This window comes from Yersinia artesiana (assembly GCF_902726545.1).
Taxonomy (GTDB): Bacteria; Pseudomonadota; Gammaproteobacteria; order Enterobacterales; family Enterobacteriaceae; genus Yersinia; species Yersinia artesiana.
In genome coordinates, this window is sequence record NZ_CACVAD010000031.1 from 19,695 (window position 1) to 41,271 (window position 21,577).

Genomic DNA, 21,577 nt, shown 5'->3' on the forward strand with positions numbered 1-21,577 from the left:
CAGCAGGGGCATCGGATGATGCCCCTTTCTTTTATTAGGCTGTTTTCACTATTATTTAAATATTAGTGGAAAAATCTTTTTAGCTGATACTTTCTCACTATTATAAACTTCTACAACCAGATCGTAATCTCCGGGAGTTATATTCTCCAGGGTTAAGTCTATCTTTTTTGAATCTTGATTAATAAATCCGGATGTTTCATGGAAAATAGTGCTGTCATCATTTATTAGATAAATATAATAACTGACAAACTCAGTTGAGCTTAGGATAAAAGAAACATAATTTTTCTTATTAGTGAGATGATAATTATATTGGAAGTCGTTCACCTCAAATTGAGGTGAGGCTGGGGCTTCTGCATCATGAAGATGAGCTATTTTCTGTATGCCTTCTCGCATCGAGTTGGGTGACATTAATAATGTATGTGTTACGGCATATATGCTCTGGATATTGATTAAAAAAATTAGAGTTACTGCGGCGAGTATTTTGTTTGTCGCGTTCATATAGACCTCGATGTCATTTTTTAAGTATCGTGGGTTATTGTTTTTTGCATTAAAAATGCAATTTTTTATTTTCTTGTTATAGGGTTTTCCTTCTATCCAGAATGGGGTATTTGTCGTAGTGATAAAATTTCATAATTTATAACGTGATGATAATTTCAACAGTATCACTGCGTGGTGTGGTTGGTAGTGGTAAAGACAATGAATAAAATAATAAAACCTCACATTTAACTAATTGATTTTAAATATTTTTATTATTTTGTCGGTAAATTGCGACAATGACACTTGATTCTGTCTCAAAAAGGAGACATTTATATTTTTGATTTATAAGGATTTTATTTTAACGGGAGCTGGGTGTCGGGAAACAGCGACAGAATGTGGTTGAATCACTTGGTTTGATCAGAACTCGGGTGGGAGCAAGGCGCGGTTATAATTTATTTTAATTTAATATCAATTGGTTGGGATTTGTTTTTGAAACTTGGCACGCAAGCTGCATTATCATTTACAGTTGCTCATTCACCTCTTTATGATAGTCCCGCTGTAAAGCGGAATATGCACTTCATAAGCCATCGAATGATGCCTAAGACTGGTACCTATCGTCCACCCAAACCGATATCGTGTGAATGCACATATCAAACATCGGACGACACGTTGAGTGAGGTGCCGCCTATGTCCTGCTGTGATGAGTAGTTCATCAATTTTGGACATGTCTGGATGCTATTCGTCTCACCCTCCCGATGATTGCCTCGGCTTCATCAAACTGGAGACGATGTTTAAGGGCATCCACATATTTTGCGACGGGGCATTTATTGCCCCGTTGTCACATTTAAAGTTCTCCATTTTCACTGCAACTGATGATAAAAGCAGGTCTGATGATGATTCTGACGATAATGGACAAACAGCCTTAATGAAAAGCACTTAGCTTAAAGCCAAGTGCTTTTTTTTTATCTCTACTCTGGTTAGAGCATGTAAATTGAGAGCAGGGATTGTAATCCTGGCAAAGTCAGTTAGCATCACAACAGAATGATAGGTAATGAGATGATTTCGTTGAAAAGATGGCGTTTGTTCCCCCGTTCTTTACGTCAATTGGTGCTCATGGCATTTCTGTTGGTGCTGCTCCCTTTATTGGTGCTGGCATATCAGGCTTATCAAAGCCTTGACCATCTGAGCGCCCAGGCGGCCGATATTAACCGCACCACGCTGGCAGATGCCCGACGTAGCGAGGCAATGACCAGTGTGGCGCTCGAAATGGAGCGCAGTTATCGCCAATACTGTGTGTTAGATGATGCAACACTGGCAAAGCTCTACCAGCATCAGCGCAAACAGTACGCTCAAATGCTGGATACCCACGCGCCTATCCTGCCCGATGCCCGTTACTACCAGACCTTACGCGGATTACTGACACAACTTTCTGATATTCAATGTAAAAATAGCGGGCCAGAACAAAATGCTTCGGCGTTATTAGAGCAATTTTCGCGTTCGAATGCCGAAATGGTCCAGGCTACCCGTGATGTGATTTTCTCCCGCGGGCAACAGTTGCAAAAAGATATCGCTGAGCGCGGCCAATTCTTTGGCTGGCAATCCCTATTGCTGTTTTTGGTCAGTGTGCTGCTGGTGGTGTTATTCACCCGTATGATTATCGGGCCGGTTAAGGGCATCGAGCGAATGATAAATCGGTTGGGGGAAGGGCGGCCGCTGGGGAATACGGCGTTGTTTAAAGGGCCGCGAGAGTTACGTTCGCTGGCACAGCGCATTATCTGGCTTAGTGAACGTTTAGCCTGGCTTGAATCACAGCGCCATGAGTTTTTACGCCATATTTCCCATGAGTTGAAAACGCCGCTGGCCAGTATGCGCGAAGGTACTGAATTGTTAGCGGATGAGGTTGCCGGCCCGCTGACTCAAGATCAAAAAGAAGTCGTGGCTATCCTGGATAACAGTAGCCGCCATTTACAATTATTAATTGAACAATTATTGGACTATAACCGTAAACTGGCCGATGGCCCCGGTGAGCTGGAAAATGTTGAATTGGTTGAAATGGTCGAAGATGTGATTTCAGCCCATAGCTTACCGGCGCGAGCCAAGATGATTCGTACCGAGACGGATCTTAAAGCGGATATTTGTTGGGCAGATCCGACACTATTGATGCGGGTATTAGATAATCTCTACTCCAATGCGGTGCACTATGGCGAGGAATCCGGTACCATTTGGGTGAGAAGCCGTCAGGTGAATAACCGCGTGCAAATTGATATCGCCAATACCGGTGCCTCGATCCCGGAATCTGAAGAAACAATGATATTTGAGCCTTTTTTCCAGGGAAGCCATCAGCGAAAAGGGGCCGTCAAAGGCAGCGGGCTGGGGCTGAGTATTGCTCAGGATTGCATCAAGCGTATGCAGGGCGACTTGCAATTGGTGTCCGTGGATTACGCCGCAGTCTGTTTCCGTGTTGAATTGCCATTAACCGCTGAGAATGAATAAATAATGTACAAATGGTCTATGAGCAGCGTTATTAAAAAGACCGTCTTTTTGTCATGTCAGACATCAACTACTACCAATAAACGGGTGGGAAGGTCTGGTTCGGGTATTTTTTGGCCAGCTTTGTTGCTGGCCCCGCTATTACTCACGGGATGTACTGATAACCCGACTGCGGGTCGTTTCTCCCAAGCTGTTCAGATGGTGATACCAGAAACGAAAATCGTTGATTATCGGACCTTATCCTGTGATGTATTGTGGGATCTTGATGATAAAGAGACGCTGGAAAATTCCCTTTATTGGCTGCGGGCAATGGATTGTGCTGAGCGTTTGGGTTCAACTCAAGCACGGACATTAGCCAAAACATTACCGGTAGTGACGTGGTCAGCCGCCTTTAAGCAGGGTATTTTGGTGAGCAGCGCTGAACCGTCGATTGCCGAGCGCCGTCAAGTGGTTGAGCGCTTGAACAGTTATAGCCAAAGTTTCCCCGGCGCTGTGCGCCCACTGATTCAACTGTGGCGTGAGCAGCAAGTTCTGCGCATCTCTCTGGCAGAAGAGCGCACGCGTTATCAGCGCTTGCAAGAAGAGTCCGACGCGCAAATTGACCGCCTGAGAGAAAGCCAGGTTCGGTTGCAATATAATTTACTGGATACCACCCGTAAGCTGGAAAACCTGACAGATATCGAACGGCAGCTTTCATCACGTAAGCAAATGCAAAACGAGATCCCGGAAACCGATGCTGACAGCAAAGCCGCTGCGGCCCTTAAACCAGCAGAAACCAAGCCAGTTGAAGCTAAACCTCAGCCCAAAGTTGAGCCTGCTAAACCGGTTGAAACCAAGCCTGCGGATGTTAAACCCGCTGAAACTAAACCAGTTGAAATCAAACCGACGGAAACGAAGCCTGTCGCTCCGAGTCCTGTTGAAAGCAAACCAACCGAGCCGCCAGCAGGCAGCAAAGCCGCGCCACAACCAGTAGAAAAACCGGCTGATACTTATGCCGCACCAGTCGTACCGCCAACTGACGTTCCACCAGCGACAAATAAGGAATCACATGACGCCACGCAAACCGGCCAATCTACTGCTGGTTGACGACGACCCCAGCTTACTGAAATTGCTAGGGATGCGTTTAACCAGTGAAGGTTTTAATGTCACCACAGCAGAAAGCGGGCAGGAAGCATTGCGTCTGTTGATGCGCGAAAAGATTGATCTGGTTATCAGTGACTTGCGTATGGATGAAATGGATGGCATGGCGTTGTTTGCTGAAATACAAAAGCATCAACCGGGCATGCCAGTCATTATCCTGACCGCACATGGCTCTATCCCAGATGCCGTGGCTGCGACCCAACAGGGGGTGTTTAGTTTCCTGACTAAACCGGTTGATCGCGATGCCTTATATAAAGCAATCGATGCAGCTTTAGAGCTTTCTATTCCTGCCGGTGATGATACCTGGCGTGAAGAGATAGTGACCCGCAGCCCTGTGATGTTGCGCTTGCTAGAGCAGGCCAAAATGGTGGCGCAATCGGATGTCAGCGTGTTGATTAACGGCCAAAGTGGTACCGGTAAAGAAGTGTTGGCGCAAGCTATCCATGCCGCCAGCCCTCGGGCGAAAAAAGCTTTCATCGCGATCAACTGCGGTGCCTTGCCTGAACAGTTACTGGAATCAGAGCTATTTGGTCATGCCAAAGGGGCATTTACCGGCGCAGTCAGTAGCCGCGAAGGGCTATTTCAGGCGGCTGAAGGCGGGACACTGTTTTTAGACGAAATCGGTGATATGCCGCTGTCTTTGCAGGTGAAACTACTGCGAGTATTGCAGGAGCGCAAAGTGCGCCCTTTGGGCAGCAATCGTGATTTGAGCATCGACGTGCGGATCATTTCAGCGACTCACCGTGATTTACCCAAGGCGATGGCAAAAAATGAATTTCGCGAAGATCTCTACTATCGTTTGAATGTGGTGAATCTCAAGATCCCCGCATTGCATGAGCGTTCAGAAGATATTCCGCTGCTGGCTAACCATCTGTTACGTGAATCAGCCAAACGCCATAAGCCATTTGTTCGCAGCTTCTCAACCGATGCCATGAAACGACTCATGACCGCCAGTTGGCCAGGTAACGTGCGCCAGTTGGTGAACGTGATTGAGCAATGTGTGGCATTAACCTCTGCACCTGTTATCAGTGAAGCACTGGTTGAACAGGCGTTGGAAGGGGAAAATACCGCGTTGCCGACCTTTGTCGAGGCTCGTAATCAATTCGAATTGAATTATTTGCGTAAACTGCTACAAATCACCAAAGGCAATGTGACGCAGGCAGCAAGGATGGCGGGGCGTAACCGTACCGAATTTTACAAGTTACTGTCACGCCATGAGCTAGATGCCAACGATTTCAAAGAATAACTGTTGTTAATCAATAACAACACTGATAACCGAGTTTAAATCCCATGAGCAGAAAACTTTCCATTGCATTAGCCCAGTTAAATTGGCTGGTCGGTGATATCGAAGGCAACACTGAACGTATGTTGCAAACCTTACATGAGCAGCAGCAGGCGGGAGCTGATCTGGTCATGTTCTCTGAGCTGGCTTTGTCCGGTTATCCGCCAGAAGATCTGCTGTACCGTGATGATTTCTACCAACGCTGTGAAGCGCAGTTGGATCGTTTGCAGGCGGCAACGCAGCAAACCGCCGTGTTGCTGGGGCATCCATGGCGCGAAGAGGGTAACCTGTATAACGCGTTATCCCTGTTTGCTGACGGTAAATTGCTGGGGCGTTATTTCAAACAGCAATTACCCAACTACGGTGTATTCGACGAAAAACGCTATTTCTCTGCTGGCCACGAAACCTGTGTGGTGGAGTTAAAAGGCTACCGCCTGGGCCTGCTTATCTGTGAAGATTTATGGTTCGATGGCCCGGTTGATGCGGTTAAAGCTGCGGGGGCTGAAATTGTATTGTCGATCAATGCCTCGCCGTATAACCGGGAAAAACCCTATATTCGCAAAACGCTGATGGCGGCACATTGCCAGCGTACCGGCTTGCCATTGGTGTATCTCAACCAAATTGGTGGGCAGGATGAGCTGATTTTTGATGGCTGTTCCAAAGTATTCGATGCTGCCGGTAATATGACCCACCGTCTGGCGGCATTTGCTGAGCAAACCACCTTATTGCAGTTCAATGACTGTGAAGTGGTGCCGATGATGGCACCTGCTGCTGAGTTGCCGCCATTGGCGCAGGTCTATGAGGCCTTGGTTTTGGCAGTGCGTGATTACGTCACTAAAAACGGTTTTAATGGCGCGGTTCTCGGCCTGTCGGGCGGGATTGACTCAGCACTGACACTGGCAATCGCCGTGGATGCATTGGGTAAAGATAAGGTTCAGGCATTGATGATGCCGTTCCGTTATACCGCTGATATCAGTATCGCTGATGCCAAAGAAGAAGCTGAAATTTTAGGTATCGAATTTGATGTGCTCTCCATTGAGCCGATGTTTGATGCCTTTATGGGCCAATTATCACCGATGTTTGCTGGCACCGCGCGCGATACCACTGAAGAAAACCTTCAGGCGCGCTGCCGTGGTGTGGTGCTGATGGCGTTGTCGAACAAGCGCCGCAGCATCGTATTAACTACCGGTAACAAAAGCGAAATGGCTGTCGGCTACGCCACACTGTACGGTGATATGGCGGGCGGTTTTGATGTTTTGAAAGATGTGCCTAAGACGTTGGTATTTAAACTATCCGAATATCGTAACACTGTTTCATATGTTATTCCGCAGCGGGTGATTACTCGTCCGCCGTCGGCGGAACTGGCGCCTGATCAGAAAGATGAGGATAGCCTGCCACCTTATGATATTTTGGACGCCATTCTCGAAGGGTATGTCGAGCAAGATAAGTCAGTTGCCGATTTGGTTGCTGACGGTTTTGATGAAACTATCGTGCGTAAGGTCATCCGCCTGGTAGATATCAACGAATATAAACGGCGTCAGTCTGCTGTCGGGCCGCGCATTACCGCCCGCAATTTTGGTAAAGATAGACGCTATCCGATTACATCAGGCTTTGGCCGCAAGAATTGGTAAAACAGGGATTCACCATGAAAAAAATTGACGCGATTATTAAGCCATTCAAACTCGATGATGTCCGTGAGGCATTGGCTGAAGTTGGTATCACCGGGATGACGGTAACCGAAGTGAAAGGTTTTGGCCGCCAGAAAGGGCATACCGAATTGTACCGTGGTGCTGAGTATATGGTGGATTTCCTGCCAAAAGTAAAAATCGAAATTGTTGTTGCTGACGATATTGTGGATACCTGCGTAGAAGCGATTATGCAAACTGCTCAGACCGGTAAGATCGGCGATGGTAAAATCTTTGTCTTTGATGTCTCCCGCGTCGTTCGTATCCGTACCGGTGAGCAGGACGAAGAAGCGATTTAAATTTGGCGACAGGTGGGGCGACTGCACCGATGGGCGCTCCGGCGGCGCACGCCGCTACGACCATTCGGCACATTTCCCCATCTAATGGCGCTCAAGAAGCCCGTTTCGTTTCCACGAACGGGCTTTTTAACTCTCAATGCAGCAACCTTGCAACTTCAAGTACAACGGGTTTATGCCGGGACAAATAACCCCAGCCAGTAGAACAGATTCAGCACAATACCGGCGATAATCACTGCAACCACAGGTGCGGCAATTTTCATTACCGGGCGGCCAATCGCCTCGTTGAGGAAATAGAGTGCGGTGGTGATAGTAAAACCGGTGTAACCGGCCATTTTGATTGACGCGAAAATAGCCCCGATTAACAGCGCATATTCCATCAGCAGATTCATGGCATTACGAATATTGTCGGAAGCATTTCGCACTGACGGGAAGCGGCCCAGCCACTTGCCGATTGAGCGCAGCATCAATACTTCCAGCGATATCACTGCTGCACCAATTATCCCTGCCAGTAATGGATTTGGCACCAGATAACCCACCACAAACACGAATGTGAAACCAGCTACGGCATAAACACCGGTCGCCAGCGCGGTAGTGGCAATTAATGGTACAAAGCCAAGACCGCGCATAAACTCAGCCAATGATGCCTGATGGATTAATGCCAGCGATTCTTCCGGTGTGATGCCCGGAGCGTAAGCTTTTGCCAGGGTATAAATCGACACTTCGCTACCGCCGAAGATCTTCATACTGGCTACTGCAGAAATTAACCCACCGACGATCGCCAGCATCGGGAGATTTTTAATAATTCGCTGGGTTCGCTCTTCGAAAACAGAGTGCCCGCCACCACCTCCCAGGTGGGTTTTTGCTTTTAAATCTTGCGCAATGGCGATGCCGATAAGCAGTATCATACCGACGAAAATCTCAATGGATTCAGGGAATAAGCCGGTAAAGCGAGTGATGATCAGGCGAGTTAGTAGCACTATAAAGGCAGAGACGACGGCAGTTTTCCAGCCAAATTGGTAGAAAATGGCGACCAATGGGAACAAAGCGAAGGCGGAAATCACCGGGCTGCTCAGTTCTCCTAATGAGCCAATAAAGTTCACCGGCAATGAGGTCAACGCGGTATTAACGGCCGGCAAACTGGTCAGTGCTAAAATACCCCAAGCCGCGCCTAGCGCGAAGGCCAGATAGCTATTAATTGCCAACACACCAATAATGTCGGTCGGCAGAAACAGCAGCCAGGAGTTAAGTAAACCGGTTGAGAGTGTGAAAGAGATACCGACGGAGGCAATAAAACCGACACTCAGGCCAAAAGCGATACTGCCTGCCTCACGGCGACTCATATTCCCTTCAACCAATTGCGGCAGAATAGGGCGAATGCCGTCATGGAACACGGCGACACTGCGGTGAGAAAGCAGCGCGGTCATCCCGGTCAACAGGGCAACCACAACAATATGAATATAATCCACGGTGGTCCCCTTAGCGCAGCTGTGTAATTAGCAGCGGGATAGCATGCTCAATATGTTCAACCGATAGGCCAAACGCCACTTTGCCCTCAGTGACAAATTTTTCTATTTGTTCTGGTTTGGCTTTGATTCCCGGCTTGGCGATTGTAGCACTTTTGTTATAACCAATAATCGCGATAGCCATTGATAATGCGGCCCCGGCCCCAGTGTTACAGGCTCCAATATAATAATCCAACTGGCCTTCTTTCACTTTTACTGCGGCATCCATATCCGAGAGAATAAATGTTTCAAAAGCATTCGGTGCCGTCTGCTCAATCATTTCGCGAATTAACTCTCGTTGCAGCCCGGCAATGCCAATCTTCTTCATAATCACTTTCCTTGCGTGGCAAAAAATTTATTAGGATTGTGGCGCAACATCATTTCCACCTGAGCGTGGGAAATTCCTGCGGCCAGTAACATGGGAACAAATGAGTCAACTAAATAGCTAAATCCACTGCCGCCATTGGCTTTTAAATGTGAGCGGCGGGTTATGTCCATTGAGAGCATGACTTTATCCAATAATCCACGCTCAGCGAGTGTGACTAACATCGCGATTCGGCGTTCATCAGGGAAATAGCTATTTTTACCAATGGTATCGAATTGGACATATACACCCATATCGATCATTTTCATAATAAGGTCGGGCTGTTCTTTCAGGTCACAATGGCCGATGACTACGCGCTCCAGCGAGACACCATGTTGCTTGAGCAGGGCGATTTGCTCCAACCCCATGGTACTGAAACTGGTGTGGGTTGAGATGGGCAGGCCGGTGGCATGGTGAGCTAATGCTGCGGCATGAAAGACTTTAGCTTCGTCAGGAGTAACCACCCCCTCGCTGGTGCCAATTTCGGCAATAACACCGGCTTTCAGTTCTGTGCCATCAATGCCTGTCTCGATTTCATCAATCATGGTTTGCGCCAATTGCTGAGCGCTACTTTCGCGCACCATTGGCGGGTAAAAGCTGTCGGTATAATAGCCGGTTGACGCGATAACATTGATGCCACTGTCACGCATCAAATTCAATAAAAATTGTGGATTCCGGCCCATATATCGATTGGTCACCTCGACAATATTCGCCACTCCTTTACTTACCAACTCACGCATTTCGTCACAGATGGGTTGATATTGGTCCAACCGACAATCCAGATTATTTTTAAATCCGGATAAATCAATATGAAGATGTTCGTGCGCGTAGGTGTATCCATTGGGATTAATCATCGGGCAGGCTCCGAAGAAAGTCAGTGTGTAAGACTATCATGGGAATACATTAAATAAACTAACGTATTGGACTGATAGCTTTTTTTATTGATTAACCCAGCATATTGCCCTGGCTGTCATAGCAGCCAAGTATGCGGGGAGTGCCACTTTGAATACCATCTATCAAGACGACATCACTGCGAGTCACAAATATCTGGGTGCGGAAACTCATGATAACCGGGCTACCCACTGGGAATTGGCCCGCCAGACGCAGACAATAATCGATACTGTCATCGTTAATTGGCAATACAGAGGATTGACTGAATTGGTTATCGTGCCAAATTAATGCATTTTGCAAGTGGCCGCGGCGATAATAACCGCCGCCAAATACATAGCTATTATCAGCAAAATGATGGGAAATCTCGGACAGATATAGCATGGATATCTGTTCTGGCTGGTCGCCATGCTGATTGGCGGGCATGGTTCCGGTGAGCGCATGGCCTGGTTCGCTATGTGTTATCCCTAATTGGGCCAACTGGGGGAGGGTGGTACAACTGGTTGCTGAGGGGGCATTTACCTGTTCAATGGTGATATCTTCTGCTTGCAGGATATCCCGCGCGGCCAATAAAGTTTGCATATTGGTTGTTGGCAAAGTTTGCCGCAACTGGGGGTCATACACCATACAGGGAAAGTGTGTTATCCCGACCAATCTTACGCCCGGCATCTCTCGCAGAGACGCAATAACAGCCGGTAAATGATTTAACTCGAACCCTGCTTCCTGTCCGGAATAGAGTAAGTCTCCTGATTGGCAAACCTTCAACATTAAGGGTTGGATAATATGTTGGCGATGTGCCGCCTGTGATATTTCCAATGCCTTTTCCAATGAGAAAACGGTTATGACTTCAGGCCGCTGGCGGATAATTTCCGCCACCATGCCAGAGGGGGGTTGCACCAGATGGCCAATATGAGCAACAGGAATGGCGTGGCGATGGAGTTGTCGAGCTTCTTTAAAATCCACTGCCACCATGCCGTGATAATGGGTGCCCTGATAACTGCAAGCCAGCAGCCGGCGACACAACTCCGGATTCCGGCCAAACTGCTTGCTCATCAAATACAATTTTACCTGGTGATGATGGGCCGTTTGCAGCAGTAAGTGGGCATTAGCTTCAGTTTGTTCCACATCGATGACATAGCTATCAGGATAAATTTTTCCCTGGTGCCAGAACGAGATAGCCGCATCAATAAGTTTAGTGTTTTGTTTTAATAGGGTTTTTAAAAACATTTTATGTCCTGGACGCCCTAGGCATAATTACGTTTGTTAAATTATTATTATTTTGAATATTTTTTATAAAAGAGACCCTGGTGTTGTATTTTTTTTGCGACTGCCCTGCAAACTAACTATTATCGCAATAATGGCGTGTCGCTAGAAAGGTATAGACCGTAAAGGTTCGCGAGTAAATATCCGATTTCATTTTCTGCCGGTTTTAGTGAAAAATAGGCTAATAAATCCTGATTTATTTCCCGAATATAGTGAATTTCTTCGCTTTGGATAATTTCCGCTAATATTGCCGGATCCAACGCAGCGATCTCTTCTCCCCGGCGGGTTCGCATTAATGCATTCGCCATATGGGTGATAGCCATCACCCCTTGATCACCATGTATCGGCAATTGCCAAAAATTCTCTAACCGATTGATAACCTGGTCTAATCCCTGACCAATGTCATGGTCAATAACCCCTGACTGACACAGAATATTCAGACGCGCATCAATACAAATCTTCAAAGAGTGGCCTCCCGAAAATAGCTTGGTTTGCTAACCAGATTGATATGATTAATAGCGAGGTTCTATCTCGCCGTTCTGTACTGCTCGCTGGTGGTTAAGCAGTAATGTCTCATTAATGCCTTTTTCCAGCAGCAATTTGATCGGATGATTGTCGGGCCGGATAAGGATAACTGCTTGTGAGGCTTGAATATAACGCTCATCGCCTTGCAGTTTTATTGCCTGCAAATCCTCATGAGGGACATTATCCGCCAGATTCCAAATAGCAGCATCAATATCACCACGATTTATATGTGCGATGCAATCGCTATAAGGTAATTCAACCAATTCGATAGGTTGCCCGGCAAATTTAATCTCAGTGAGCAGACATTGGTCAGGGGAACGCGGATCTAGCCCCACCCGCCGAATATTATTTTGCTCACCACGACGGCAAATAAGTTGGTGACCATCCACGTAGGAGCCATTGCCCAGATTCAGTGCCAGAGCGACTTTCCCTTGATCCAGATAACTTTTCGCTGCCAGATGTGAAACCACGGCCATATCGTAAATACCGTCTATCAGACATTCTATCCGCACTTCAGCCCCGCGCATATGGGCAAAATAAAGGGGAAGTAAGGTAAATTGCTCTCTTAAACCACTGGCCAAACCTTCATAAAGCTTGGTGTAAGGTAGTGGCATGGCACACACCATATTACCCAGATCAGCCTGTTGCAGTAACAGCGGCATATTCAGATCAATCAATAAGGTGCCATTACGACCCCGGCGTTCAACGATGATAGCACCATCCGCTTCCAGCACTTTTAATGCATGCTGTACCACGCCAACTGAGATGCCGAAATTATCGGATAGCTCATCAATGGTTTTAAGCCGATTACCCGCGCGCTCACCAATTAAATAGCGCGCCATGGACACCAATGCCAACCCTTCTTTTTTTATGAATTTCTTACTCATGGTAGGTCAATTCAGCCTTAATTCACCCTGTGTTACCGGGCAATAAATTAGTAAGGGATAATGTCAGCCACACGATTAATTTTCAGTTATATGAATATTTAGACATTCGTCCGAATGCCTCATCGTGGCAATATTAAATGAGGATATATGAGATCTAAATCACGTTCTACCACATTTAAAAGTAATAAGTAGACGGATTTTTTATAACGGAGATGCAGGGGAGCGAGAATGGCATCCCCTGAGAAATGAAATGAAATTCAATAATTAAATGACTTTATGTGGGCCAAAGCACTCATAATGAATGCGCTCTGCAGCGACTCCTTGCGCTAATAATTGGCGGCCGGCAAATTGCATAAAAGCTAACGGGCCGCAGAAGTAATAATGTCGGTTGGGATCGGCTGCCAGCCACTGATGTGAGCTGAGATCCATCAACCCTTGACTATGATAATCCTGCTCATGATTATCTTGGGCGGTTGGCTCGCGATACCATACATGGCGGCTGAGATTGGGCATCTTGTCTGAAATGGCGGCAACTTCGTCGGCAAAAGCATGCACTCGCCCATTTTCAGCGGCATGCAACCAATGCACTGGTGCGGAATGTTGCTGATTGTGCAAGGTATTGAGCATACTCAACATCGGGGTTTGACCCACGCCCGCGGAAATCAGTGCCACTGGTGTATCCGGCGTAATATCGAGGAAAAAATCACCACGCGGAGGCGCGATGCGAACACAGTCGCCTTCGTTCAATTCACGGTGCATATAATTAGAAACAGTCCCTTGCTCTTCGCGTTTCACCGCAATACGGTAGGTTTTTCCGTTTGGTGCAGCCGTCAGGGAATATTGGCGGATTTCCTGATATTCAAGCCGTTCATCTTCAATATAGATACCCAGATATTGTCCTGGTTTGAAATCCAATACCCGGCCACCGTCTTCAGGTGCTAACACAAAACTGCAAATAACCTCACTCTGCATCTCTTTTTTGATGATGCGAAAACGGCGTAAGGTGCGCCAGCCGCCGGTGCTGCTTTCACCTTGCTGATAAATTTGGCTTTCCCGCGTAATAAACACATCAGCCAGTACCCCATAGGCTTTCGCCCAGGCATCTAACACTTCCTGACCAGGAGAAAACATTTCATCCAGCGTACTGATCAAGTGATGGCCGACGACCGAGTAATGCTCAGGCTGAATGTTTAAACTGGTGTGTTTCTGGGCAATACGTTCAACTGCGGGCAGTAAAGCGGCTAGATTGTCGATATTTGCTGCATAAGCACAAATGGCGTTGAACAGGGCTTCGCGTTGATCCCCATTAAACTGATTGCTCATGTTGAAAATGTGTTTCAGCTCGGGATTGTGCTCAAACATGCGGTCATAGAAATGCGCCGTTAGCTTGGGGCCAGTGGCGGCCAGTAACGGAATAGTGGATTTAACGGTGGCGATGGTTTGACTATCCAGCATGCGGTGCTCCTTAAATATTTATCCCTTTCGCCCTGACTGCAACGCCAATGACTTCAGGTGTTATTGTGTGTGATTTAATACATGTATTTTAAATGCATCTTATAGATTGCAGCCTAATTTGTAAATGGACATCATTCTTAGAAGGGATTAGCGCGCCGCGTCAGTTCACAGAATATGAAAAAATCACATAGTGAATATGAGGATAATTCCGTTGCCTTGGATGAAGTCTGAGCAGGTCAAAGCCTTACGCTGCTTGAAGCCAATCGTTTGCGTAAAAACCTCTGTCAAGACCTATCTTAACGGGGGGGAAACAGTTTACACTGTGTGACAGAATCCAAATGGGTGGTCCACTAGGTATATTTAGCAAGCTAAGTCAGGAGAGCCGGATGTTAAAGCGTGAAATGAACATTGCCGATTATGATGCAGATCTATGGCGTGCAATGGAGCAAGAAGTGGTGCGCCAGGAAGAGCACATCGAGCTGATTGCCTCTGAGAACTACACTAGCCCGCGCGTTATGCAGGCTCAAGGTTCACAGTTGACTAACAAATATGCTGAAGGCTATCCGGGCAAGCGTTACTACGGTGGCTGTGAGTATGTCGATATCGTTGAGCAGTTGGCTATTGACCGCGCAAAAGAGTTGTTCGGTGCGGATTACGCCAACGTTCAGCCGCACTCCGGTTCTCAGGCGAACGTGGCCGTTTACTCTGCATTGCTGCAACCGGGTGACACTGTTTTGGGGATGAATTTGGCGCACGGCGGCCATTTGACCCACGGCTCACCGGTTAACTTCTCTGGCAAACTATACAATATCGTGCCTTACGGTATTGATGAGTCTGGCAAAATTGATTATGAAGATATGGCGCGTCAGGCCGAAATTCATAAACCAAAAATGATCATCGGCGGCTTCTCGGCTTATTCCGGTATTGTTGACTGGGCAAAAATGCGCGAAATCGCCGACAGCATCGGCGCATGGTTCTTTGTCGATATGGCTCACGTAGCGGGTCTGGTTGCTGCGGGCGTTTATCCTAACCCAGTTCCACATGCACATATCGTAACCACTACCACGCACAAAACACTGGCTGGCCCACGCGGCGGTTTGATTTTGGCGAAAGGTGGTGATGAAGAGCTGTACAAAAAACTGAACTCCTCGGTGTTCCCGGCGAACCAGGGTGGCCCGTTGATGCATGTTATCGCTGGTAAAGCGGTGGCGCTGAAAGAAGCAATGGAGCCTGAATTCAAGGTCTACCAGCAACAAGTGGCTAAGAACGCAAAAGCTATGGTGGCTGTCTTCCTGGAACGCGGCTACAAAGTGGTTTCTGGCGGTACAGATAACCACCTGTTCCTGCTTGATTTGGTTGATAAAAATATCACCGGTAAAGATGCTGATGCGGCTTTGGGTCGTGCCAATATCACGGTAAACAAGAACAGCGTGCCTAACGATCCGAAAAGCCCGTTTGTCACTTCTGGTGTGCGTATTGGTAGCCCGGCAATCACTCGCCGCGGCTTCAAAGAAGAGGAGTCGCGCGAGCTGGCTGGCTGGATGTGTGATGTGTTGGATAACATTACCGATGAAGCCACTATCGAACGTATCAAACAGAAAGTTCTGGCTATCTGCGCCCGTTTCCCGGTTTACGCATAATCTTGTCAGGCTCGCTCTAAGCTAATGAAAACCCGCGAAATGCGGGTTTTTCAGACTGCGACAAACCCTAACGGCTCGATCTTGCAAGGTGAGGACAGGTAGAAGAGTAAAGCGTCCGCGCCAGGGACGGCGCGGGTCGAGCCCCCAGGGAAGGGTTTACGGCGTCTTTACGATCTGCCTGTTTTCACCGTTATGGGCACTTTGCCATTAACCTCAAACCCGCGAAATGCGGGTTTTTTGTCATTTACGTTACGTAAATGTGAAGTCAATCGCAAATTACATGTTTGCCTAATGACAAAGTTGCTAGCACACGGGGCCTCTGTCACAGTGACCGGCTGACCTCGGAGGGATTCATGGTATTGCAATCAACACGTTGGCTGTCGCTCAGCTATTTCACCTATTTCTTTTCTTATGGCATTTTCCTGCCTTTCTGGGGCATCTGGTTGCAAGGGGAAGGGATACCGCCTGAAACCATTGGTATTTTACTCGGCGCTGGATTGATTGCCCGCTTTCTTGGCAGCTTGATTATTGCTCCCAGTGTTAAAGATCCCTCCCATTTGGTCACTGCAATCCGAATTTTGGCGCTCCTGACATTAGCCTTTGCGGTTGGCTTTTGGTTTGGCAATGGCTGGGCCTGGTTGATGGTGATTATTGCCGGTTTTAACCTGTTTTTTGGCCCATTAGTACCACTGACTGATGCGCTGGCGGCGACCTGGCAAAAACAGATAACCATGGATTACGGCAAGGTTCGACTATGGGGGTCGCTGGCTTTTGTTATTGGTTCTGCATTGACCGGCAAGTTAGTTTCGGTTTGGGGTCACCCGGCGATTCTTTACAGTTTGCTGTTCGGCGTTTCAGCCATGTTACTGGGGGCATTGCTGAAACCCAGCGTGATGCCTCAGGGAGAAGTTAAGCACGCTAATGTGGCTGCCACCGACTGGAAAGTGTTGCTATCTGAGCCGCAGGTGTGGCGCTTTTTATTGTGCGTGACCTTATTACAAGGCGCACATGCCGGTTATTACAGTTTCAGTTCAATTTACTGGAAAGATGCGGGTTATTCCGCCGCAACTATCGGCTATTTATGGTCGCTGGGCGTGGTGGCCGAGATCCTGGTATTCGCATTCAGCAATGTCCTTTTCCGCCGCTGGACTGCTCGCAGCCTGCTACTGCTTTCGGCCGTGAGCGGCATTATTCGCTGGAGTTTGATGGCTTCGACGACGGAACTGCCGTGGCTGATCCTGATGCAAATCCTGCATTGCGGCTCATTCACTGTTTGCCATTTGGCCGCGATGCGCTTTATTGCCGCGCGGCGTGGAGCAGATGTGATTCGTTTGCAGTCCGTTTATTCTGCACTGGCGATGGGCGGGGGAATTGCGGTGATGACGGTTATCTCAGGGTTCCTGTTCGAACATTATCAGGGGGGAGTGTTCTGGGTAATGGCATTGATAGTGATCCCTGCGCTATTTATTCGCCCTCGGGTGGTGGCAAACCCGAAAGATCTCGCCCATTAGGGCAAATCCAACAGGCGGCGTAACTGCTTGTTTTGTTGCTCAGTTATGGGCAATAACACCTGAATCAGCGGGGGCGTTGATTCAGGTTGTCGCACCGCATAAGGCGTTAGCACCACCGCTGTACCAGGGGGCGCACCCGATTGGAGATACACATCATGGGGCAAGTATTTAATATGCAAAGGTAAAAGCGTTAACTCACGAATTTGCTGCTCAACTTGTTGTTCTAATTCCGAATTATTACGTGTCAGTAGTAAAATCTGCTTTTCCTGTAATGCATTTTCTTGCATCAACCAGGCACCAAAACTAATGGCTATCAGAGCAACTTCGTCGCCAGAAAATTGAATCTGATACTCTTGCTCGAATATAACCAATGCTTGCCGGGTGGTTCGTAGCAGCCGGGGATATTGTCGATTCACCTCTTCCAGTGATGAGTTATCAATACCGATATTGAAATAACAGCGTTCAATAGCAGGGGCGAGATGTGCAAAAAGCTGGCTCATCAGCATCTCATTGCTGCCCAGCGTCATTCCGGAGAGCTGTTGAAAACGCATGACTAATTGGTTAACAGCATTGATCAGGCGGGAATCCTCTGTTGATTGGGTGCTGTGATAACGGTGCGCTTTAATCATGGTTAGCATCAAGATAAGTATGTCGCGTTCGATTTTATTGAGCGGGTTATCTAGCAGTGGGTTAAATGAATCAAATAAACGGTCAGCGGCCGCCAGTGCGGGCTTGCATATCAACCATTGTTGTTGGGTGAGGGATAACTCTGGCGGAGCATGTTGCCGATTTTCCCAAGTACAATAAGCCAAATACAGTTGCAAGAATTGGCGATCTTTTTCATTAAGTTGGCGGTTCAGAAAGGGTTCACATTGGGCGACGATTTGAGGTAAGGCTTCTGAAATCAGTTGGTTATCCCATGAGAGTGCATCATATAAACGGGGAGCAAAATAGCGCTCAACAAATTCAGGGCAATAGCGTACTCCCCGGCGTAGCCAGTGGATTAAGCACAGCCTTTTATCCAGCCGATTACCCTGAATCAAGCAGCTATCATCGGCATTAGCACTCAGTTGCAAATGGTAGAAACGCTGGATTTCATTCGCAACCTCGGCTATATCTTGCCGGGTAGTTGGCTGCCCAACACCGTTGAATTGACTGATAGTGTCCAGTTGTACTGTGCTTGCGGGCATAAATAGCATCAGTAACATATGGCAGCGGCGCTGTTGAGCGGATAGTGGTTGACTGGATAACTGGGGCACAGAAGAAGTGTCCGAGTGCATATAACCTTCCGTGATGGATGCGTTGTTATTCATCAGCCTTAAGCATAGCAAAAGAGATTCTATCCGGTTTACTGAGGTCAGGGGCTTTTACATCGACTTACAACTTACATCACAGTTATTGCTGAATTTCCAAGGATTGATCCATGCGGCCCATGTTATGTTATAACAAAATAAGTGCATTTAAGCGGCTGATAGCTCTACTGTTAGTGAGTAGCTCTTTCATTTATAGCCAAATAGCGGAGGCGCATCCGCACAGTTTTATTGATATGGATGCCACTTTTGTCAGTGAAAAACAGACATTAGTGGGAATAAAAATGGTATGGACGATGGACGAAATCACGTCTGCGGATCTGCTATATGATGCAGAAAACGCTAAAAGTGACTCTGAAATTTGGAAGAAATTGGCAGCCGAAGTGATGGCTAATGTGTTGGGGCAGCACTATTTCACTGATATTTATCGTGACGGTAAGCCGGTGAAATATAAAAATTTACCGACAGAATATCATTTGTCCCGCAAAGGCCATCAGGCGGTTTTGGAATTCGTGTTACCTCTGGCTGAACCGCAACCCTTGGTCGGAAAGCCTTTTATTATCTCGACTTACGATCCGACCTATTTTGTGGATATGACCTATGCCGATAATAAAGCAGTCAGGCTGTCGGCTGAGATGGCAAAAAGTTGCAAATTAACCTTATTCACCCCCAACCCCAATGCTTCCTTACAGGCTTATGCGTTGTCTTTGGATAAAAATGATTCACCGGGAGAAGATATGGAACTTGGCAAACAATTCGCCCAACGGGTAACTGTGCAATGTCAGTAGGTCTCACTCCCATTGCACGACCAAGACATTGGCTAATCAATTTATGGCCGTTGTTGCTGTTCCTCGTGTTATTGGCCGGTGCCGCTCAACTTGCCTGGCTCTATTGGCCGGAACTGCTGTTCAAAACGGTAGTCTGGCAAAAAAGTATGCATCAGCAGATGGCCCAGTTACTGCAACAGGTGAAAGCCAATCCGCATCAAACCGGCCTGGCGTTGATGATGTTCAGCCTGATTTACGGCGTGCTCCATGCTGTGGGGCCGGGGCACGGTAAAGTGGTGATAGTGACTTATCTGGCAACCCATCCGGCGCAACTCAAAAACAGTCTGAAACTGACTTTTGCGGCGTCGATATTGCAAGGTGGTGTCGCGATCATGCTGGTAACGGTGTTGCTTGGTATGTTGCAACTCTCGTCGCGTTATTTGCATCAAAGCAGCTTCTGGTTGGAAAAAGGCAGTTTTCTGCTGGTTATCGCGCTTGGGATTTTGTTATGTTTTCGCGCAATAAAGCGGCTTTACCATCAAGTAAAACTATTGAAACCGCAGAAAATTAGCATTCAGCGTATACAGCCGTTGAGTGCAGATCATGTTCACAGTGAGAGTTGCGGTTGCGGGCATCGTCATATGCCGAGTTCTCAAGAACTGCAAGCGGGCAATGACTGGCGTACCCGTTTGGCGATTATTTTGGCGATGGGGATGCGGCCTTGCTCCGGTGCGATCATGGTGCTGCTGTTTGCTAAAGTGATTGGGGTTTACTGGTGGGGTATTTTGTCGGCAATTGCGATGGCTATTGGCACATCATTGACCATTTCGTTGCTGGCGCTGTTTGTTCACTATGCGCGGCGTCTGGCAGTGCATTTAAGTCGTAAAAGAGCACCTGCGGCCTGGGGAGCAATAGCCTGGGCGACATTGGCCTTAGCCGGCGGCCTCATTTTATTGTGTGCCGGAGTGCTGCTGTATCTTTCCAGCCAGCCGGAAATGATGGGGGGGATAAGGCCATTCGGCCGTTAATCCTCACAATAAAAAAGCCAGTCAGTGTTAGCCGACTGGCTTTTAATGTGCATCCGTTAATTGTGTTTAATTAACGTTTTAAGGCATCACTCACTTCGGCCTGAACTATGGACTGAAGAATACCTTTCACAACGCGCGGGTTACCGGCCACGATATTGCCAGAGCTGAAGTGATTATGGCCACCGGCAAAGTCAGTCACCACACCACCTGACTCACGAACCAACAGCTCGCCACCAGCAAAATCCCACGGCTTCAGGCCAATTTCAAAGAAACCGTCAACACGGCCAGCGGCGACATAAGCCAAATCCAGTGCCGCAGAACCGGTGCGACGAAAATCTGCACACTGTTCAAACAGTTTGCCGACAATACGGATATACGCCGGAGCATGTTGTTTCACTTTGAATGGGAAGCCGGTTGCCAGAATGGTGCCGTCTAAATCCTTGGCATTGGTGCCACGCAGACGATAACCATTTAATTGAGCGCCTTGACCACGAGTAGCTGTAAACAGTTCGTTACGCATTGGGTCATAAACTACGGCAACTTCGGTACGGCCTTTGATGCGTACCGCGATAGAGACTGCGAAGTGAGGAAGACGTTTAATGAAGTTGCTAGTGCCATCCAGTGGATCAATAACCCATTGTACATCTTTGTCTTCGCCTTCCAACTCACCGCATTCTTCACCAATAATGGTGTGTTTTGGGTAAGATTTACGGATAACGTCAACAATCATAGACTCGGCATCGCGGTCAACGTTGGTAACAAAATCGTTGCTGCCTTTTTGGCTCGCTTCAACGGAGTCAGGCGTTTCATAATGTTTGGCAATCAGGTTACCGGCCTTACGCGCAGCGCGTACGGCGATAGTCAGCATTGGATGCATGGGTATCTTCCACTAGGATGTTAAAGAACGAGAAACGGCGCATAGTATAGCAGGGGTTCGGATAAATGCCTATACCCGTCACCCTTCAAGATGCAGGGGTGTTGGCTGCCCTTGCTTACCCTGGTCACTTAGTTATCTAAGCTCCCAGAGGCTCACTCGGTTGCCGCCTACCTGCAACTCGAAGTAG

General features: G+C 47.7%; 19 protein-coding genes. 9 read left to right on the forward strand and 10 right to left on the reverse strand.

From position 1 onward, the window contains the following. Positions 1–51 precede the first annotated feature (51 nt). Positions 52–498, reverse strand: coding sequence for a hypothetical protein (locus tag HU019_RS12120; protein WP_174848515.1), 447 nt, complete (start codon positions 496–498; stop codon positions 52–54). A gap of 1,035 nt (positions 499–1,533) precedes the next feature. Between HU019_RS12120 and HU019_RS12125 the strand changes: the two genes are divergently transcribed. From HU019_RS12125 to glnB, 5 genes are read left to right on the forward strand one after another with little or no spacing between them, the layout of a single operon-like run. Then, complete coding sequence (locus HU019_RS12125; RefSeq protein ID WP_174848516.1) at positions 1,534–2,970, forward strand: sensor histidine kinase; 1,437 nt, start codon at positions 1,534–1,536, stop codon at positions 2,968–2,970. A gap of 18 nt (positions 2,971–2,988) precedes the next feature. Then, positions 2,989–4,053 carry a two-component system QseEF-associated lipoprotein QseG gene (gene qseG, locus HU019_RS12130; RefSeq protein ID WP_174848547.1) on the forward strand — a complete coding sequence of 355 codons (1,065 nt, stop codon included), beginning with the start codon at positions 2,989–2,991 and terminating at the stop codon, positions 4,051–4,053. After that, positions 4,016–5,353 carry a two-component system response regulator GlrR gene (glrR, locus tag HU019_RS12135; RefSeq protein ID WP_005159455.1) on the forward strand — a complete coding sequence of 446 codons (1,338 nt, stop codon included), beginning with the start codon at positions 4,016–4,018 and terminating at the stop codon, positions 5,351–5,353. The genes qseG and glrR overlap by 38 nt, the downstream gene beginning before the upstream one ends. A 44-nt stretch (positions 5,354–5,397) precedes the next feature. Continuing rightward, entirely contained in the window at positions 5,398–7,020 is a 1,623-nt protein-coding gene (locus HU019_RS12140) for an NAD+ synthase (protein ID WP_174848517.1), read from the forward strand. Positions 7,021–7,034: 14 nt separating this feature from the next. Then, positions 7,035–7,373: a nitrogen regulatory protein P-II gene (gene glnB, locus HU019_RS12145; RefSeq protein ID WP_002231018.1), complete on the forward strand. Its 339-nt coding sequence runs from the start codon at positions 7,035–7,037 to the stop codon at positions 7,371–7,373. Between the two features lie 170 nt (positions 7,374–7,543). On the opposite strand, the gene HU019_RS12150 is transcribed toward glnB, so the two are convergent. The 7 genes from HU019_RS12150 to hmpA all read right to left on the reverse strand — a co-directional run bounded on the left by HU019_RS12150 (position 7,544) and on the right by hmpA (position 14,257). Then, on the reverse strand, positions 7,544–8,839 hold the full coding sequence (locus HU019_RS12150; RefSeq protein ID WP_174848518.1) for a YhfT family protein: 1,296 nt from the start codon (positions 8,837–8,839) through the stop codon (positions 7,544–7,546). Between the two features lie 10 nt (positions 8,840–8,849). After that, positions 8,850–9,203, reverse strand: a complete 354-nt coding sequence (locus tag HU019_RS12155) for a DUF2620 domain-containing protein (RefSeq protein ID WP_174848519.1) — start codon at positions 9,201–9,203, stop codon at positions 8,850–8,852. Positions 9,204–9,205: 2 nt separating this feature from the next. After that, positions 9,206–10,093, reverse strand: coding sequence for a phosphotriesterase-related protein (locus tag HU019_RS12160; RefSeq protein ID WP_174848520.1), 888 nt, complete (start codon positions 10,091–10,093; stop codon positions 9,206–9,208). Between the two features lie 91 nt (positions 10,094–10,184). Next, positions 10,185–11,354 (reverse strand): YhfX family PLP-dependent enzyme, encoded by a 1,170-nt coding sequence (locus tag HU019_RS12165; protein WP_174848521.1) that lies wholly within the window; start codon positions 11,352–11,354, stop codon positions 10,185–10,187. 119 nt (positions 11,355–11,473) lie between these two features. Then, positions 11,474–11,854 (reverse strand): PRD domain-containing protein, encoded by a 381-nt coding sequence (locus tag HU019_RS12170; RefSeq protein WP_050076400.1) that lies wholly within the window; start codon positions 11,852–11,854, stop codon positions 11,474–11,476. A 48-nt stretch (positions 11,855–11,902) separates the two neighbouring features. Next, complete coding sequence (yhfZ, locus tag HU019_RS12175) at positions 11,903–12,802, reverse strand: GntR family transcriptional regulator YhfZ (RefSeq protein WP_050076399.1); 900 nt, start codon at positions 12,800–12,802, stop codon at positions 11,903–11,905. 264 nt (positions 12,803–13,066) lie between these two features. Beyond that, positions 13,067–14,257 carry an NO-inducible flavohemoprotein gene (gene hmpA, locus HU019_RS12180; protein WP_174848522.1) on the reverse strand — a complete coding sequence of 397 codons (1,191 nt, stop codon included), beginning with the start codon at positions 14,255–14,257 and terminating at the stop codon, positions 13,067–13,069. Between the two features lie 386 nt (positions 14,258–14,643). On the opposite strand from hmpA, the gene glyA reads away from it, so the two are divergent. Both glyA and HU019_RS12190 read left to right on the forward strand, forming a co-directional pair. Beyond that, positions 14,644–15,897: a serine hydroxymethyltransferase gene (gene glyA, locus HU019_RS12185; protein ID WP_077294383.1), complete on the forward strand. Its 1,254-nt coding sequence runs from the start codon at positions 14,644–14,646 to the stop codon at positions 15,895–15,897. 353 nt (positions 15,898–16,250) lie between these two features. Further along, positions 16,251–17,408, forward strand: coding sequence for a 3-phenylpropionate MFS transporter (locus tag HU019_RS12190; RefSeq protein WP_174848523.1), 1,158 nt, complete (start codon positions 16,251–16,253; stop codon positions 17,406–17,408). Here HU019_RS12190 and csiE read toward each other — a convergent pair. Further along, positions 17,405–18,688, reverse strand: a complete 1,284-nt coding sequence (csiE, locus tag HU019_RS12195) for a stationary phase inducible protein CsiE (protein ID WP_174848524.1) — start codon at positions 18,686–18,688, stop codon at positions 17,405–17,407. The genes HU019_RS12190 and csiE overlap by 4 nt on opposite strands. Positions 18,689–18,831: 143 nt before the next feature. Here csiE and HU019_RS12200 point away from each other — a divergent pair, with 143 nt between their 5' ends. Then, a complete protein-coding gene (locus HU019_RS12200; RefSeq protein WP_174848525.1) occupies positions 18,832–19,506 on the forward strand; it encodes a DUF1007 family protein in 675 nt (224 codons plus the stop codon). Continuing rightward, positions 19,497–20,513 carry a nickel/cobalt transporter gene (locus HU019_RS12205; RefSeq protein ID WP_174848526.1) on the forward strand — a complete coding sequence of 339 codons (1,017 nt, stop codon included), beginning with the start codon at positions 19,497–19,499 and terminating at the stop codon, positions 20,511–20,513. Before HU019_RS12200 ends, HU019_RS12205 begins: the two co-directional genes overlap by 10 nt. A gap of 70 nt (positions 20,514–20,583) precedes the next feature. Here the strand turns inward: HU019_RS12205 and suhB are convergent, their stop codons facing one another. After that, positions 20,584–21,390, reverse strand: coding sequence for an inositol-1-monophosphatase (gene suhB / locus HU019_RS12210; RefSeq protein WP_174848527.1), 807 nt, complete (start codon positions 21,388–21,390; stop codon positions 20,584–20,586). Positions 21,391–21,577 lie beyond the last annotated feature (187 nt).

Excerpts from the sequence above, each read along its gene's own strand:
- glyA (WP_077294383.1), top strand. The coding sequence starts at position 14,644 with ATGTTAAAGCGTGAAATGAACATTGCCGATTATGATGCAGATCTATGG.
- hmpA (WP_174848522.1), bottom strand. The coding sequence starts at position 14,257 with ATGCTGGATAGTCAAACCATCGCCACCGTTAAATCCACTATTCCGTTA.
- HU019_RS12155 (WP_174848519.1), bottom strand. The coding sequence starts at position 9,203 with ATGAAGAAGATTGGCATTGCCGGGCTGCAACGAGAGTTAATTCGCGAA.
- HU019_RS12125 (WP_174848516.1), top strand. The coding sequence starts at position 1,534 with ATGATTTCGTTGAAAAGATGGCGTTTGTTCCCCCGTTCTTTACGTCAA.
- HU019_RS12160 (WP_174848520.1), bottom strand. The coding sequence starts at position 10,093 with ATGATTAATCCCAATGGATACACCTACGCGCACGAACATCTTCATATT.
- yhfZ (WP_050076399.1), bottom strand. The coding sequence starts at position 12,802 with ATGAGTAAGAAATTCATAAAAAAAGAAGGGTTGGCATTGGTGTCCATG.
- HU019_RS12200 (WP_174848525.1), top strand. The coding sequence starts at position 18,832 with ATGCGGCCCATGTTATGTTATAACAAAATAAGTGCATTTAAGCGGCTG.
- csiE (WP_174848524.1), bottom strand. The coding sequence starts at position 18,688 with ATGCACTCGGACACTTCTTCTGTGCCCCAGTTATCCAGTCAACCACTA.
- suhB (WP_174848527.1), bottom strand. The coding sequence starts at position 21,390 with ATGCATCCAATGCTGACTATCGCCGTACGCGCTGCGCGTAAGGCCGGT.
- HU019_RS12120 (WP_174848515.1), bottom strand. The coding sequence starts at position 498 with ATGAACGCGACAAACAAAATACTCGCCGCAGTAACTCTAATTTTTTTA.
- glnB (WP_002231018.1), top strand. The coding sequence starts at position 7,035 with ATGAAAAAAATTGACGCGATTATTAAGCCATTCAAACTCGATGATGTC.
- qseG (WP_174848547.1), top strand. The coding sequence starts at position 2,989 with ATGAGCAGCGTTATTAAAAAGACCGTCTTTTTGTCATGTCAGACATCA.
- HU019_RS12140 (WP_174848517.1), top strand. The coding sequence starts at position 5,398 with ATGAGCAGAAAACTTTCCATTGCATTAGCCCAGTTAAATTGGCTGGTC.
- HU019_RS12165 (WP_174848521.1), bottom strand. The coding sequence starts at position 11,354 with ATGTTTTTAAAAACCCTATTAAAACAAAACACTAAACTTATTGATGCG.
- HU019_RS12190 (WP_174848523.1), top strand. The coding sequence starts at position 16,251 with ATGGTATTGCAATCAACACGTTGGCTGTCGCTCAGCTATTTCACCTAT.
- HU019_RS12205 (WP_174848526.1), top strand. The coding sequence starts at position 19,497 with ATGTCAGTAGGTCTCACTCCCATTGCACGACCAAGACATTGGCTAATC.
- glrR (WP_005159455.1), top strand. The coding sequence starts at position 4,016 with ATGACGCCACGCAAACCGGCCAATCTACTGCTGGTTGACGACGACCCC.